Raw genomic sequence first — 12,701 nt, 5'->3', positions numbered from 1 at the left:
AACGTCATGAAGTCGCAAAAAATGAAGATCCTGGGCGGCCTGTTATGGGCCGTGGCGGCGGGTGCATATGCCGCGGATGAGGACGATATCGAAGGCATGAGCGGCATGCTGAATGTGCTTGGGTCCATGCATGAGTCGCCTTGCAGCCTGGAAATGACTTCGCTGCACCAGACCGTCGATCTGGACGCCGTGTCGACCAGCCAATTGCAACGGCCCGGCGACCAGGCGACGCCCAAGGCCTTTCAGCTGCGGTTCACCGATTGTCTGCGCACCGCCGGCCGTATACGCAATGAGCGTACGGGCAACCTGACCTGGAGCGCTTATCAACCGGTGCTGTCGGTCACGTTCCAGGCGCCGGCGGACGCCGACGATCCGCGGTTGGTCAAAGTGCAGGGCATCACCGGCATGGGCCTGCAGTTGACCGACGCCCTTGGCCGGGACGTGCAATTGGGCTCAAGGGGCCAGCCGCTGTTTTTGCCCGTGGGCCGCAATACCCAGACTTGGAATGTACGTCCCACGCGCACCGCTGCGCCGTTGACCAGTGGGGCATTCAGGGCCGTGGTGGATTTCAGGCTCGATTATGAGTAAGGGGGCGATGATGGCTAAATCAATCGGCGTGATTGCCGGCGGCGTGTTACTGGCGGTCAGCCAGGGCATACAGGCCGAAACCAGTTTGACCATTCGCGCGGTGATCATTGCGCCTCCGCCATGCGTCATCAATAGCGGCAGCACGCTTGATGTGCCGTTCGGCAATGACCTTCTGACGTCACGGGTCGATGGGGTCAATTACCGTCGCGGGGTGCCGTATACCGTCACCTGTAATTCTCCCTTCAGCAATGCGTTGACCCTGGAGCTCAAGGGTACGGCGGCGTCGTTTGATAACCGCGTGCTTGCCACGCGCAAAGCGGATCTCGGCGTAAGGCTGTTTGTGAATGGTGCCGACTGGCCACTGAATACGGCCGTGAATTTCACCTATCCCGATTTTCCCGTGGTGCAGGCGGTGCCGGTCAAGCGTGCGGGCAGCACGCTGACCGGCGGAGCCTTCGATGCCACCGCGACCCTGGTGGTCGATTACCAATGATGGTTACCGATAGAACGGCTACTGATAATACGAGGAACGACCCATGACAGCTTGGCAGCCGCGAGCCTTGCTCGCCCTGTGTGCCATCGGACTGTGCAGTGGCGCGTCGGCCAACTTGACGTTCAGCGGAACGCTGAACGAACCGCCTCCCTGCACGATCGATGCGGGCAACACCATCGAGATTGACTTCGGCGATGTCGGGGTAAAACGCGTCGATGGTGTGAGGTATCGCAGAGGAGTTGGCTACGCCATTAATTGCGGCACCGACACCCTGCCTTGGGTATTGAAGCTGAGCGTTAACGGCACCCCCACGGCGTTTGACGGCTCAGCGGTGCAGACCAGCGTGCCTGCACTGGGCATTCGGGTTTTTCAGAACAACCTGCCGTTTCCACTCAATACGCCGCTGGACATCACCCTGTCGGCACCGCCGACCCTGGAGGTAGTGCCCGTGCAACAGCCCGGTGCAACGCTGCCTCCCGCCAGGTTTACGGCGGTGGCCACGTTGTTGGCCGAATACCAGTAGGAGCTGCATCGATGCGATATCCACGGATTCAAAACAATGGCATTGCACTCCTGCTCATGGTCGGCCTGGTCCCCTTGGGGCAGGCGGCGGACAACTTGCGTTTCAAAGGCAACCTGGTTGAAGAAGCCTGCACCCTGCGCCCCGGCGACGAGGCCATCACGCTGGAACTCTGGGACCTCACCAGCAAGTACCTCTATATCAACACGCGCTCGGTGGGTAAGCGTTTCAAGCTGCACTTGGAAGACTGCGATACCACGATCGGCAACTCGGTGACCATCACATTCGGGGGGGTAGAGAACGCAGAGCTTCCCGGCTTGCTCGCGCTGGATGGCGGCAGCGGCGCCTCCGGCATTGGCGTCGGTATAGAGACGCTGAGCGACAAACCCTTGCCCTTGAATACCGTCAGCGACAAACAGGCGCTGAGCGACGGCAGCAATGCCATCGAGCTCAAGGCTTATGTGCAGGGCGAGCCGACAGCCATCAAGGATCAAACCATCGGGCACGGTGCGTACACGGTGACCTCAACGTTTACGTTGGACTATCCGTAGCCCTGGATGGGCTGAAAACATTAACTATCTTTCGGACCGTTTCAGCATGGGGTTGGACACCTGCGGCGACGTTCAGAGGAACAATGAGAGAACAAAATGAAACGACGCCATGGCGCTATAGTGCTTCTCGTCCTAATGGGTGTTACCACGGCCGTGCGAGCCGCTGATTGCCGCGTTAATAACGGAACATGGCAATATGTTGGCGACGGTGGGATTCTGAACCTGCAGGTTCCCGTCACTGTCAGCGTGGGGTCAGACACTACCCGTCTGATCCTTGAAGGCGCACGGCTGGAGTGCCGGTTTACTCCCTCGCCTGCCCACCCTACACGCATAGACTATTGGGGAACATCCGCGCAAGCCGGCCCCCCCTGGGTGCCCGGTCCGAAGTTTTCCAGTCAAGGTACCGGCTTACGTATCAATGGCGCGTTTTATAACACCCCTGTGCCGTTTAATATCCGGATTGCGACCATGCCTAATAACTTTTTGGCGTACCCCATCAACGTAACCCCTTATATCCTGCTGCGAAACGACCCGAGCAACCCTATCGACGTTCGAATAGGGGATACCCTGGGCGCGTTGAATCTCCACCAGACCAACAATTACAGTCCGGGAAGTACGAAGCTCGTATTGACGTACACCGCCGCGAATAACTTCGGCATCTCTCCATCGACCTGCACGATCAACAACAACAATCCCATCGAGGTCAACTTCGGCACCGTGAATCAACGGGCCATAGGCACTGACCCGCTGACAACATCGATTGTCAGCCACCGCAGGCTCAACTACTCATGTCCGGCCGGCGGGATCACTACACCGATCACCATTACTTACAAAGGCAGCCCATCGTCGTTCGATTCACGTTTGTTGCTGATGAACAATCCGGACGTGGGCACGGGGCTTGTCCGCGCGGGTTCAGCGGTGCCTGTGAACGGTTCGTTCCTGACCCATATCACCAACAGCACAGGCGGGGACGATGTGACGTTTGCCCTCGTTCGGCGCAACGGGGCGCTACCGAGCGCGGGGGCCGTAAGCGGGAGCGGGGTACTGGTGATGGGCGTGCCATGAACACAGCGTTATACCCAAAGCACACCGCATGCCCCTAGAATGCCGGTTCCACTTCCTCTGGCATTTTGGGGCATTCATGCACATCTCTTCCGGCCGCTGGGTCTACGGTTTTCTCCTGACCCTGCTGACCGCGCTGCTCTGGGGCATTCTGCCGATCAAACTCAAGCAGGTCCTGCAAGTGATGGACCCGGTCACCGTCACCTGGTTTCGCCTGACGGTGGCCGGAGGATGCCTGTTCGTCTACCTGGCGCTGACCAAGCGCCTGCCCAGCCGCAAGGTGCTGGGCCCCAAGGGCGGTTGGCTGGTGGGCATGGCCGTGTGCGGCCTGGTGGGCAATTATGTGTTGTACCTGGTGGGCCTGAAAATGCTCAGCCCCGGCACCGCACAACTGGTGGTGCAGATGGGGCCGATCTTTTTGATGGTGGCCAGTGTGTTTGTGTTCAAGGAGCGTTTCAGCCGGGGGCAGGTGCTGGGGTTGCTGGTGCTGATGGTCGGGTTCGGCCTGTTCTTCAACCAACGCCTGCTGGAATTGCTCACCTCACTGGGCACCTATACCGCCGGCGTGCTCACCGTTTTGTTGGCCACGTCGATCTGGGTGTTCTACGCCCTGGGCCAGAAACAATTGCTGACGGTGTGGAATTCGCTGCAAGTGATGATGGTGATCTACCTGTCCTGCGCGGTATTGCTCACGCCTTGGGCCCATCCCCTGGAGGCCCTGGACTTGAGCCCGCTGCAAGGCTGGCTGTTGCTGGCGTGCTGCATGAATACCCTGGTGGCCTATGGCGCCTTCGCCGAAGCGCTCGCCCACTGGGAAGCCTCCCGTGTCAGTGCGACGCTGGCGCTTACGCCGCTGGTGACATTTGTCGCGGTGGCCTTGGCGGCGTGGCTGTGGCCCGACTATGTGCAAGCCGAAGAGATCAACGCCCTGGGGTATTTCGGGGCGTTGATCGTGGTGCTGGGGTCGGCGATGGTCGCTCTGGCGCCGTCGTTGCTCGCCGGGCTCAAGGCCCGGCGTCTACGCATGGCGTCCTAGGCGCCGAGCATGTCTTGCGGGCGAACCCACTGGTCGAACTCTGCGTCAGTCAGGTAGCCCAGTTGCAAGGCGGCTTCGCGCAGCGTGAGGCCTTCGGCGTAGGCTTTCTTGGCGATCTCGGCGGATTTGTCATAACCGATATGCGGGTTGAGCGCCGTCACCAGCATCAGGCCCCGTTCCAGGTGTGCGGCCATTTGCTCGGCATCAGGTTCGAGACCGGCAATGCAATGCTCCTGGAAGTTGTTGCAGCCATCGGCCAGCAGGCGGATCGATTCCAGCAGGTTGTGGATGATCACCGGCTTGTACACGTTCAGCTGCAAGTGCCCTTGGCTGGCGGCCATGCCGATGGTCACGTCATTGCCCAGCACTTGGCAGGCCAGCATCGACAGTGCTTCGCATTGGGTCGGGTTGACCTTGCCCGGCATGATCGAACTGCCCGGTTCGTTGGCCGGCAATTTAACCTCGGCCAACCCGGTGCGCGGGCCCGAGCCCAGCAGGCGCAGGTCGTTGGCGATTTTCATCAGAGCCACGGCCAGGGTTTTCAGCGCGCCGTGAAGGGTCACCAGCGGCTCGTGGCCGGAGAGGGCGGCGAACTTGTTCGGCGCCGTGACGAACGGCAAGCCCGACAGCGCCGCCAGCTCCGAGGCGATCGCTTCGCCAAAGCCATGGGGCGCGTTGAGCCCGGTGCCGACGGCGGTGCCGCCCTGGGCCAGCTCGCACACGGCGGGCAGCGCGCTGCGGATCGCGCGTTCGGCGTAATCGAGTTGGGCGATGAACGCCGAAAGCTCCTGGCCAAAGGTGATCGGCGTGGCATCCATCATATGGGTGCGGCCGGTTTTCACCAGGTTCATATGCCGCGCCGCCAGTTCGGCCAAGCCACCGGACAATGTCGCGATGGACGGCAACAAGCACTCGTGCACCGCCTGCACGGCGGCGATGCTCATGGCGGTAGGGAAGCAGTCATTGGAGCTCTGGGAACGGTTGACGTGATCGTTGGGGTGCACCGGGCTCTTGCCGCCGCGCGGGTTGCCCGCCAGTTCGTTGGCACGGCCGGCGATCACTTCGTTGGCGTTCATGTTGCTCTGGGTACCGCTGCCGGTCTGCCACACCACCAACGGGAACTGGTCGTCATGCTGGCCGGCCAGCACTTCGTCGGCGGCCTGTTCGATCAGGCGGGCGATGTCGGCGGGCAAGTCGCCATTGCGGTCATTGACCCGTGCCGCGGCCTTCTTGATCAGCGCCAATGCGTGCAGCACCGGCAGCGGCATGCGCTGCTCGCCGATGGCAAAATTCACCAGCGAACGTTGGGTCTGGGCGCCCCAGTAAGCATCATCCGGGACTTGGACTTCTCCCAGGCTGTCGGTTTCGATACGGCTCATCGGGCACACTCCTTCAGGTCAGTTTGCGCAGTTTAGGCCCTGATCGACCCAGCGGGTTCCAAAAAAGACTTTTCATCGGATTCATCCTCCACAAAACCAGGGCCGACAAGGGGTGGGGTTGAGCCATGGCGTTTTTTAGGCGCAGAATGGGCGCCCTTGGGGTCTTACCTCGCCAGCTAGAAAGGAAACTCGATGACTCGTCTTCGTGCCATCTGTACCGCGGTTGCTCTGGTTTGCGCCAGCGGCCAGGTTTTTGCCGATACCGCCAGCCACAACGCCAGTGCCGAAGCCTTCCTTACCCTGGCCCATGCCGACAAGCTGGGCACCCCGGTTTACATGCAAGTGCAGCAAATGTTTGCCCAGCGTTTCGAACAGACCAAGGCGCCTGCCGCCAAGCAGTCCGTGCTGGACAGCTACCAGGCCAAGGCCAACGCCGCCCTGGACCAGGCCATCGGCTGGCCGAAGCTGAAGCCGGACATGGTCAAGCTCTACACCACCAACTTCAGCGAATCGGAACTCAAGGACCTGGTTGCCTTCTACCAGTCGCCACTGGGCAAGAAAGTCCTGGAAAAAATGCCGCAACTGACCCAGCAATCGGCCCAGATGACCCAGGCCAAGCTGGAAAGCGCCGTGCCGGTGGTGAACAAGCTGTTGGAAGACATGACCAACGAGCTGTCGCCTAAAGCCGCCGCACCGGCCAAGAAGAAGTAAGCAGCAATGACCATGCAACAGCGTATCGAAACGGCGCTTGCCGCCCTGGGCACCGGCCACTTGAGCGTGCTGGACGAAAGCCATATGCACAGCCGTGGGTTGCAGACCCACTTCAAGGCCGTGCTGGTCAGCCCGCAGTTCGAGGGGCTCAACCGCGTCAAGCGCCACCAGAAGGTCTACGCCACCCTGGGTGACCTGATGGGCGAGTTCCACGCGCTGGCGCTGCATACCTACACGCCTGAAGAATGGGCGAAAATCGACGCAGCCCCGGCCTCGCCGACCTGCGCCGGCGGGCACTGACTCAAGGCACGGGTGTCTCTGGCACCGGGCATTTGTTAGAATCCGCAGCGCGCCGCTCAGACGGCGCGTTTTTTTTGCATCCGGTTCACCCTTTACGAGGGTAGCCACCTGGAGAGAACACCCATGACTCAACCGATTGTGGTGGCGGCACTGTATAAGTTCGTCACCCTCGAAGATTACGTCGCCCTGCGCGAGCCATTGCTGCAGGCGATGGTCGACAACGGCGTCAAAGGCACCTTGCTGATCGCCGAAGAAGGCATCAATGGCACTGTTTCCGGCAGCCGCGAGGGCATCGACGGCCTGATGGCCTGGCTGAAGAAAGACCCGCGCATGGTCGACATCGACCACAAGGAATCCTACTGCGACGACCAGCCGTTCTACCGCACCAAGGTCAAGCTCAAGAAAGAGATCGTGACCCTGGGCGTCGAAGGCGTCGACCCGAACAAAAAGGTCGGCACCTACGTCGAACCCAAGGACTGGAACGCGCTGATCAGCGACCCCGAAGTGCTGTTGATCGATACCCGCAACGACTACGAGGTGTCCATCGGCACCTTTGAAGGTGCGATCGACCCGAAGACCACCAGTTTTCGCGAATTTCCCGACTACATCAAAGCCAACTTCGACCCGGCCAGGCATAAGAAGGTCGCGATGTTCTGCACCGGCGGCATTCGCTGCGAGAAGGCTTCGAGCTACATGCTCAGCGAAGGCTTCGATGAGGTCTACCACCTCAAGGGCGGCATCCTGAAGTACCTGGAAGAGGTGCCGCAGGAAGAGACCAAATGGCAGGGCGACTGCTTTGTGTTCGACAACCGCGTCACGGTGCGCCACGACTTGAGCGAAGGCGACTACGATCAATGCCATGCCTGCCGCACACCGGTCAGCGTGGAAGACCGCGCGTCCGAGCACTATGTGGCGGGCATCAGTTGCCCGCATTGCTGGGATAAGCTGCCGGAGAAAACCCGGCGCAGTGCGATCGACCGGCAAAAGCAGATCGAGCTGGCCAAGGCCCGCAATATGCCGCACCCGATCGGCTTCAACTATAAGCAAACCCCTTCCGAGGCCTGAGCCATGTCCGCGCGCCTGCTCTATGTGATGGACCCGATGTGTTCCTGGTGCTGGGGTTTTGCCCCGGTGGCCGCGGCGTTGGTGGAGCAGGCCCAGGCGGCCGGAGTGCCACTGCACCTGGTGGTGGGCGGCTTGCGCACCGGCAGCGGTGCGGCGCTGGAACCGACCACCCGGCGCTACATCCTGGAGCACTGGCAGGCGGTCACCGATGCGACCGGCCAGCCGTTCAAGCGCGAAGGCGCATTGCCGGATGGCTTTGTGTACGACACGGAACCGGCGTGCCGCGCCATCGTCACGGCACGCAGCCTGGCGCCGGATTGTGCATGGACACTGCTGGGGCTGATCCAGCGCGCGTTCTACGTGGAGGGCCGCGATGTGACCCTCGCCAGTGTGCTGGTGGAGCTGGCCGAGCAGGCGGGCATCCCGCGTATCGAGTTTGCCGGCGCCTTCGACCGCGCCGAGCAGCATGCCGCCACCGCTGCCGATTTCACCTGGGTGCAGGATCTGGGTATCGCCGGTTTCCCGACGCTGCTCGCCGAGCGCAATGGCCAGTTGGCCTTGCTGACCAATGGTTACCAGCCGTTGTCCGAGCTGTCGCCTTTGCTGGGCCGATGGCTGGAGCGAGCCACCTGTGCATGACCAGCCCAAGCGCACTGACCGACTGACCTGGGCGGAAATTCGCCGCCTGGCCCTGCGTCACAAGAAATCCCTGTGGGTCGCCAACGGCGTCGCCGTGCTGGCGACCCTGTGCAGCGTGCCCATCCCTCTGCTCCTGCCGCTGCTGGTGGATGAAGTACTGCTGGGCCATGGCGATGCAGCCCTCAAGGTGATGAACCATGCACTGCCGCTGGGCTGGCAGAAGGCGGCCGGTTACATCGGCCTGATGTTGCTGGTGACCCTGTGCCTGCGTTGCGGCGCGTTGGTGTTCAACGTGGTGCAGGCGCGGCTGTTTGCGCGGCTGGCCAAGGACATCGTGTACCGCATCCGCGTGCGCCTGATCGAGCGGCTCAAGCGCATTTCCCTGGGCGAATACGAAAGCCTGGGCAGTGGCACGGTGACCACGCACCTGGTGACCGACCTGGACACCCTGGACAAATTCGTCGGCGAAACCCTCAGTCGCTTCCTGGTGGCCATGCTCACGCTGGTGGGCACCTCGGCGATCCTGGTGTGGATGCACTGGCAACTGGCCTTGCTGATCCTGCTGTTCAACCCGCTGGTGATCTATGCCACGGTGCAGTTGGGCAAGCGCGTCAAACACCTGAAGAAACTGGAAAACGACAGCACCTCGCGCTTCACCCAGGCCCTGACCGAAACCCTGGATGCCATTCAGGAAGTGCGCGCCGGCAACCGCCAGGGGTTTTTCCTCGGGCGCCTGGGCCAGCGCGCCCAGGAAGTGCGTGATTTCGCCATCCATTCCCAGTGGAAAACCGACGCTTCCAGCCGCGCCAGTGGCCTGCTGTTCCAGTTTGGTATCGACATCTTCCGTGCGGCGGCGATGCTCACGGTGCTGTTTTCCGACCTGTCCATCGGCCAGATGCTCGCGGTGTTCAGCTACCTGTGGTTCATGATCGGTCCGGTGGAACAACTGTTGAACCTGCAATACGCCTATTACGCGGCGGGCGGAGCGCTGACGCGGATCAACGAATTGCTGGCCCGCGCCGACGAGCCGCAGTACGCCGGCGGCGAAGACCCGTTCACCGGGCGTGAGACCGTCGGCATCGAAGTGCGCGGGCTCAACTTTGGCTATGGCGAAGACCTGGTACTGAACCAGTTGAACCTGGCCATCGCACCCGGTGAGAAGGTGGCGATTGTCGGCGCCAGCGGCGGCGGCAAAAGCACCCTGGTGCAGCTGTTGCTCGGGCTCTATACGCCGCAGGCCGGCAGTATCCGCTTTGGCGGTGCCACCCAGCAGGCAATCGGCCTGGAGACCATCCGCGAAAACGTTGCCGTGGTGCTGCAACACCCTGCGCTGTTCAACGATACCGTGCGCGCCAACCTGACCATGGGCCGCGAGCGCACTGACCAGGCGTGCTGGCAGGCGCTGGAAATCGCCCAGCTCGATGCTACCGTCAAGGCATTGCCGATGGGCCTGGACAGTGTGGTGGGGCGTTCCGGGGTGCGGTTCTCCGGAGGGCAGCGTCAACGCCTGGCGATTGCGCGCATGGTGCTGGCCGAACCGAAAGTGGTCATCCTTGACGAAGCGACGTCCGCCCTCGACGCCGCCACTGAGTACAACCTGCACCAGGCGCTCGCGCGCTTCCTCAGCGGGCGTACTACACTGATCATCGCTCACCGCCTGTCGGCGGTTAAGCAGGCCGATCGAGTTTTAGTGTTCGACGGTGGTCACATTGCTGAGGATGGAGATCATCAGCAATTGATTGCCGATGGCGGCTTGTACGCCAAGCTCTACGGGCACTTGCAACAAGTACGTTGATTTAGCCTGGGCTCAGCTATCGGAAGCGGATTTTCGCGTGCGTATCCAGCAGTGCATGTGTAAGGGACTTCATGAAGCAAAAGCGGACTCTCGGAACGCCAAGGCTGTTGGGCATCGTATGGCCTTTCATCGCAGTGGTACTGTTCCAGGCATTGTTGGGCTGTGTCAGTCTCTTCATGCTCTCGGCGGTGCGTGGCTATGTGGCCGGTGAGAGCCTGTGGTCCAAAGGCCAGAAAGACGCCATCTATTACCTCACGCTTTACGCCGATAATCGCGATGAAGCCACTTACCTCAAATACCTGCAGGCTATCGCCGTGCCCCAGGGCGGCCATGAGCTGCGCATCGCGCTCGATCGTCCCACGCCGGATCTTGCGGCTGCTCGCCTGGGCATCCTCAAGGGCGGCAACCACCCGGATGATGTTTCCAGCCTGATCTGGCTGTACCTCAATTTTCGCCACTTCAGCTACCTGGAAAAGGCCATCGAGCTGTGGACCGTGGGCGACGGCTACCTGGTGCGGCTCGATGATCTGGCCCGCGAGATGCACGGCGCGATCCGCCGCGACCAGGTCAGCGCCCACGATGTGCGGCAGTGGAAGGCGCATATCATCGCGATCAATGAAGGCGTAACCCCGGCGGCCAAGGCGTTCAGCGATGCCCTGGGCGAAGGCTCGCGGATGATCCTGCGGTTGCTGCTGATCACCAACCTGGCCACGGCCCTGGGCCTGATTGTGCTGGCGCTGTTGCGCACGCATAAGCTGCTGACCCAGCGCCACGCCTTTGCCGACGCCCTGCAACAAGAGAAGGAACGCGCGCAGATCACGCTGGAGTCGATTGGCGACGGGGTGATCACCACCGACGTCGACGGCGCCATCGCCTACATGAACCCGGCGGCCGAGGCGTTGACGCACTGGAAGTCGGCCCAGGCCCAAGGGCTGCCGTTGGCCGCGCTGTTCAACCTGCTGGACGACAATGCCCAGCCCGACGGGTTTACCCTGATCGACCATATCGTCAAGGGCCGGCTCAGTGGCGGCAGCGAGCACTCCAAAACCATCCAGCGCCTGGATGGCAGCACGGTCTCGGTGACGCTGGTGGGCGCCCCGATCCGCAGCGCCGGCAAGGTTACCGGCGCGGTGCTGGTGTTGCATGACATGACCCAGGAGCGGCAGTACATCGCCAACTTGTCCTGGCAGGCGACTCACGACGCCCTGACCGGCCTGGCCAACCGCCGTGAATTCGAGTTCCGCCTGGAACAGGTGCTGCATCCCGCCGCGCAGCAGCAGGGCGGGCGGCATGCATTGATGTTCCTCGACCTCGACCAGTTCAAACTGGTCAACGACACCTGTGGCCACGCGGCGGGTGACGAACTGTTGCGACATATCTGCGCACTGCTGCAGTCGGACCTGCGCGAAGGCGACACCCTGGCGCGGCTGGGCGGCGATGAGTTCGGCATCCTGCTGGAGAATTGCCCGGCGGCGGTGGCGGAGAAAATCGCCGAGAGCCTGCGCCACACCGTGCAAAGCCTGCACTTTGTGTGGAAGGGCCGGCCATTCATGACCACCGTCAGCATCGGCCTGGTGCACCTGGGCCAGACCCCGACCACCCTGGAAACCTCCCTGCGCGCCGCCGACATGGCGTGCTACATGGCCAAGGAAAAAGGCCGCAACCGGGTGCAGGTGTACCACGCCGACGACTCGGAACTGTCCGTGCGCTTTGGCGAAATGGCCTGGGTGCAGCGTTTGCACATGGCCCTGGAAGAGAACCGGTTCTGCCTGTACGCCCAGGAAATCTCGCCCCTGGGGCACGTCGACGGGGGCGATGGGCATATCGAGATCCTGCTGCGCCTGCATGACGAAGCCGGCCGCATTATCTTGCCCGACAGCTTTATCCCGGCTGCCGAGCGCTATGGGTTGATGACATCCCTGGACCGTTGGGTGGTGGAGAATGTATTCCAGATCATCGCCCGTTGCCTGCAGGAGCGGCCGGGTCGACCCATGGCCATGTGCGCGATCAATCTGTCGGGCATCACCATTGGTGATGATGACTTCCTCGGGTTTCTGCACGAAAAGTTTAAGACCTACAGCATTCCGCCCAACATGATCTGTTTTGAAATTACCGAAACCGCCGCGATCGCCAATCTGGGCAGCGCGATTCGCTTTATCAATGAACTCAAGGCCTTAGGTTGTCATTTTTCACTGGATGACTTTTGTGCCGGAATGTCCTCATTCGCCTATCTCAAACATTTACCTGTAGACTTCCTGAAGATCGATGGAAGTTTCGTAAAGGATATGCTGGACGACCCGATTAACCGCGCGATGGTCGAAGTGATCAACCACATCGGCCACGTCATGGGTAAGCGCACAATTGCAGAATTTGTCGAGACGCCGCAGATCGAGCAGGCCCTGCTCGAAATCGGTGTGGATTACGCTCAGGGCTACCTGATCGAACGACCGCAATTGTTTACCTTTGATAGCTTGCAATGTCGACCTGTGCGGCCACAGCCTCTGTTATTCAAGGCGCCCGGCACGTTCCGCTGAAACATTTGCTGGTCTGTACAATCACACT

The 12,701-nt window shown here is 61.4% G+C and carries 13 protein-coding genes; 12 read left to right on the top strand and 1 reads right to left on the bottom strand.

Annotated elements, in window-relative coordinates; translation table 11 throughout:
* Positions 1 to 6 precede the first annotated feature (6 nt).
* The 6 genes from H0Z09_RS18630 (at position 7) to H0Z09_RS18605 (ending at position 4,250) form a co-directional block, all read left to right on the top strand.
* Positions 7 to 588 carry a fimbrial protein gene (locus H0Z09_RS18630; RefSeq protein WP_186692258.1) on the top strand — a complete coding sequence of 194 codons (582 nt, stop codon included), beginning with the start codon at positions 7 to 9 and terminating at the stop codon, positions 586 to 588.
* 10 nt (positions 589 to 598) lie between these two features.
* Positions 599 to 1,081: a fimbrial protein gene (locus H0Z09_RS18625; RefSeq protein WP_186692256.1), complete on the top strand. Its 483-nt coding sequence runs from the start codon at positions 599 to 601 to the stop codon at positions 1,079 to 1,081.
* A gap of 43 nt (positions 1,082 to 1,124) precedes the next feature.
* On the top strand, positions 1,125 to 1,604 hold the full coding sequence (locus H0Z09_RS18620; RefSeq protein ID WP_076953083.1) for a fimbrial protein: 480 nt from the start codon (positions 1,125 to 1,127) through the stop codon (positions 1,602 to 1,604).
* A gap of 11 nt (positions 1,605 to 1,615) precedes the next feature.
* Positions 1,616 to 2,152 carry a fimbrial protein gene (locus H0Z09_RS18615; protein ID WP_186692254.1) on the top strand — a complete coding sequence of 179 codons (537 nt, stop codon included), beginning with the start codon at positions 1,616 to 1,618 and terminating at the stop codon, positions 2,150 to 2,152.
* Between the two features lie 96 nt (positions 2,153 to 2,248).
* Complete coding sequence (locus tag H0Z09_RS18610) at positions 2,249 to 3,217, top strand: fimbrial protein (RefSeq protein WP_186692252.1); 969 nt, start codon at positions 2,249 to 2,251, stop codon at positions 3,215 to 3,217.
* A 76-nt stretch (positions 3,218 to 3,293) separates the two neighbouring features.
* A complete protein-coding gene (locus H0Z09_RS18605; protein WP_186692250.1) occupies positions 3,294 to 4,250 on the top strand; it encodes a DMT family transporter in 957 nt (318 codons plus the stop codon).
* Here H0Z09_RS18605 and H0Z09_RS18600 read toward each other — a convergent pair.
* A complete protein-coding gene (locus tag H0Z09_RS18600) occupies positions 4,247 to 5,629 on the bottom strand; it encodes a class II fumarate hydratase (protein ID WP_186692248.1) in 1,383 nt (460 codons plus the stop codon). The genes H0Z09_RS18605 and H0Z09_RS18600 overlap by 4 nt on opposite strands.
* A gap of 192 nt (positions 5,630 to 5,821) precedes the next feature.
* On the opposite strand from H0Z09_RS18600, the gene H0Z09_RS18595 reads away from it, so the two are divergent.
* The 6 genes from H0Z09_RS18595 (at position 5,822) to H0Z09_RS18570 (ending at position 12,673) form a co-directional block, all read left to right on the top strand.
* Complete coding sequence (locus H0Z09_RS18595) at positions 5,822 to 6,340, top strand: DUF2059 domain-containing protein (RefSeq protein WP_017527734.1); 519 nt, start codon at positions 5,822 to 5,824, stop codon at positions 6,338 to 6,340.
* Between the two features lie 6 nt (positions 6,341 to 6,346).
* Positions 6,347 to 6,640 (top strand): BolA family protein, encoded by a 294-nt coding sequence (locus H0Z09_RS18590; RefSeq protein WP_076953088.1) that lies wholly within the window; start codon positions 6,347 to 6,349, stop codon positions 6,638 to 6,640.
* A gap of 123 nt (positions 6,641 to 6,763) precedes the next feature.
* Positions 6,764 to 7,705: a rhodanese-related sulfurtransferase gene (locus H0Z09_RS18585; protein ID WP_186692246.1), complete on the top strand. Its 942-nt coding sequence runs from the start codon at positions 6,764 to 6,766 to the stop codon at positions 7,703 to 7,705.
* 36 nt (positions 7,706 to 7,741) lie between these two features.
* Positions 7,742 to 8,344 (top strand): DsbA family protein, encoded by a 603-nt coding sequence (locus H0Z09_RS18580; protein WP_186692408.1) that lies wholly within the window; start codon positions 7,742 to 7,744, stop codon positions 8,342 to 8,344.
* The gene (locus tag H0Z09_RS18575) at positions 8,337 to 10,139 is read left to right on the top strand and encodes an ATP-binding cassette domain-containing protein (RefSeq protein ID WP_186692244.1); all 1,803 of its coding nucleotides are present in this window, start codon (positions 8,337 to 8,339) and stop codon (positions 10,137 to 10,139) included. Before H0Z09_RS18580 ends, H0Z09_RS18575 begins: the two co-directional genes overlap by 8 nt.
* A 71-nt stretch (positions 10,140 to 10,210) precedes the next feature.
* Positions 10,211 to 12,673 carry an EAL domain-containing protein gene (locus H0Z09_RS18570; RefSeq protein ID WP_186692242.1) on the top strand — a complete coding sequence of 821 codons (2,463 nt, stop codon included), beginning with the start codon at positions 10,211 to 10,213 and terminating at the stop codon, positions 12,671 to 12,673.
* Positions 12,674 to 12,701: the final 28 nt, after the last annotated feature.

The sequence above is a fragment of the Pseudomonas sp. SWRI18 genome (assembly GCF_014268345.1).
Lineage (GTDB): Bacteria > Pseudomonadota > Gammaproteobacteria > Pseudomonadales > Pseudomonadaceae > Aquipseudomonas > Aquipseudomonas cedrina.
This window is presented reverse-complemented; position numbering and strand designations above follow the sequence as displayed.

Bases quoted from the DNA above. Each gene is read 5' to 3' on its own strand.
- H0Z09_RS18615 (WP_186692254.1), top strand. From the start codon at position 1,616: ATGCGATATCCACGGATTCAAAACAATGGCATTGCACTCCTGCTCATG.
- H0Z09_RS18605 (WP_186692250.1), top strand. From the start codon at position 3,294: ATGCACATCTCTTCCGGCCGCTGGGTCTACGGTTTTCTCCTGACCCTG.
- H0Z09_RS18580 (WP_186692408.1), top strand. From the start codon at position 7,742: ATGTGTTCCTGGTGCTGGGGTTTTGCCCCGGTGGCCGCGGCGTTGGTG.
- H0Z09_RS18585 (WP_186692246.1), top strand. From the start codon at position 6,764: ATGACTCAACCGATTGTGGTGGCGGCACTGTATAAGTTCGTCACCCTC.
- H0Z09_RS18590 (WP_076953088.1), top strand. From the start codon at position 6,347: ATGACCATGCAACAGCGTATCGAAACGGCGCTTGCCGCCCTGGGCACC.
- H0Z09_RS18630 (WP_186692258.1), top strand. From the start codon at position 7: ATGAAGTCGCAAAAAATGAAGATCCTGGGCGGCCTGTTATGGGCCGTG.
- H0Z09_RS18570 (WP_186692242.1), top strand. From the start codon at position 10,211: ATGAAGCAAAAGCGGACTCTCGGAACGCCAAGGCTGTTGGGCATCGTA.
- H0Z09_RS18600 (WP_186692248.1), bottom strand. From the start codon at position 5,629: ATGAGCCGTATCGAAACCGACAGCCTGGGAGAAGTCCAAGTCCCGGAT.
- H0Z09_RS18625 (WP_186692256.1), top strand. From the start codon at position 599: ATGGCTAAATCAATCGGCGTGATTGCCGGCGGCGTGTTACTGGCGGTC.
- H0Z09_RS18620 (WP_076953083.1), top strand. From the start codon at position 1,125: ATGACAGCTTGGCAGCCGCGAGCCTTGCTCGCCCTGTGTGCCATCGGA.
- H0Z09_RS18595 (WP_017527734.1), top strand. From the start codon at position 5,822: ATGACTCGTCTTCGTGCCATCTGTACCGCGGTTGCTCTGGTTTGCGCC.
- H0Z09_RS18610 (WP_186692252.1), top strand. From the start codon at position 2,249: ATGAAACGACGCCATGGCGCTATAGTGCTTCTCGTCCTAATGGGTGTT.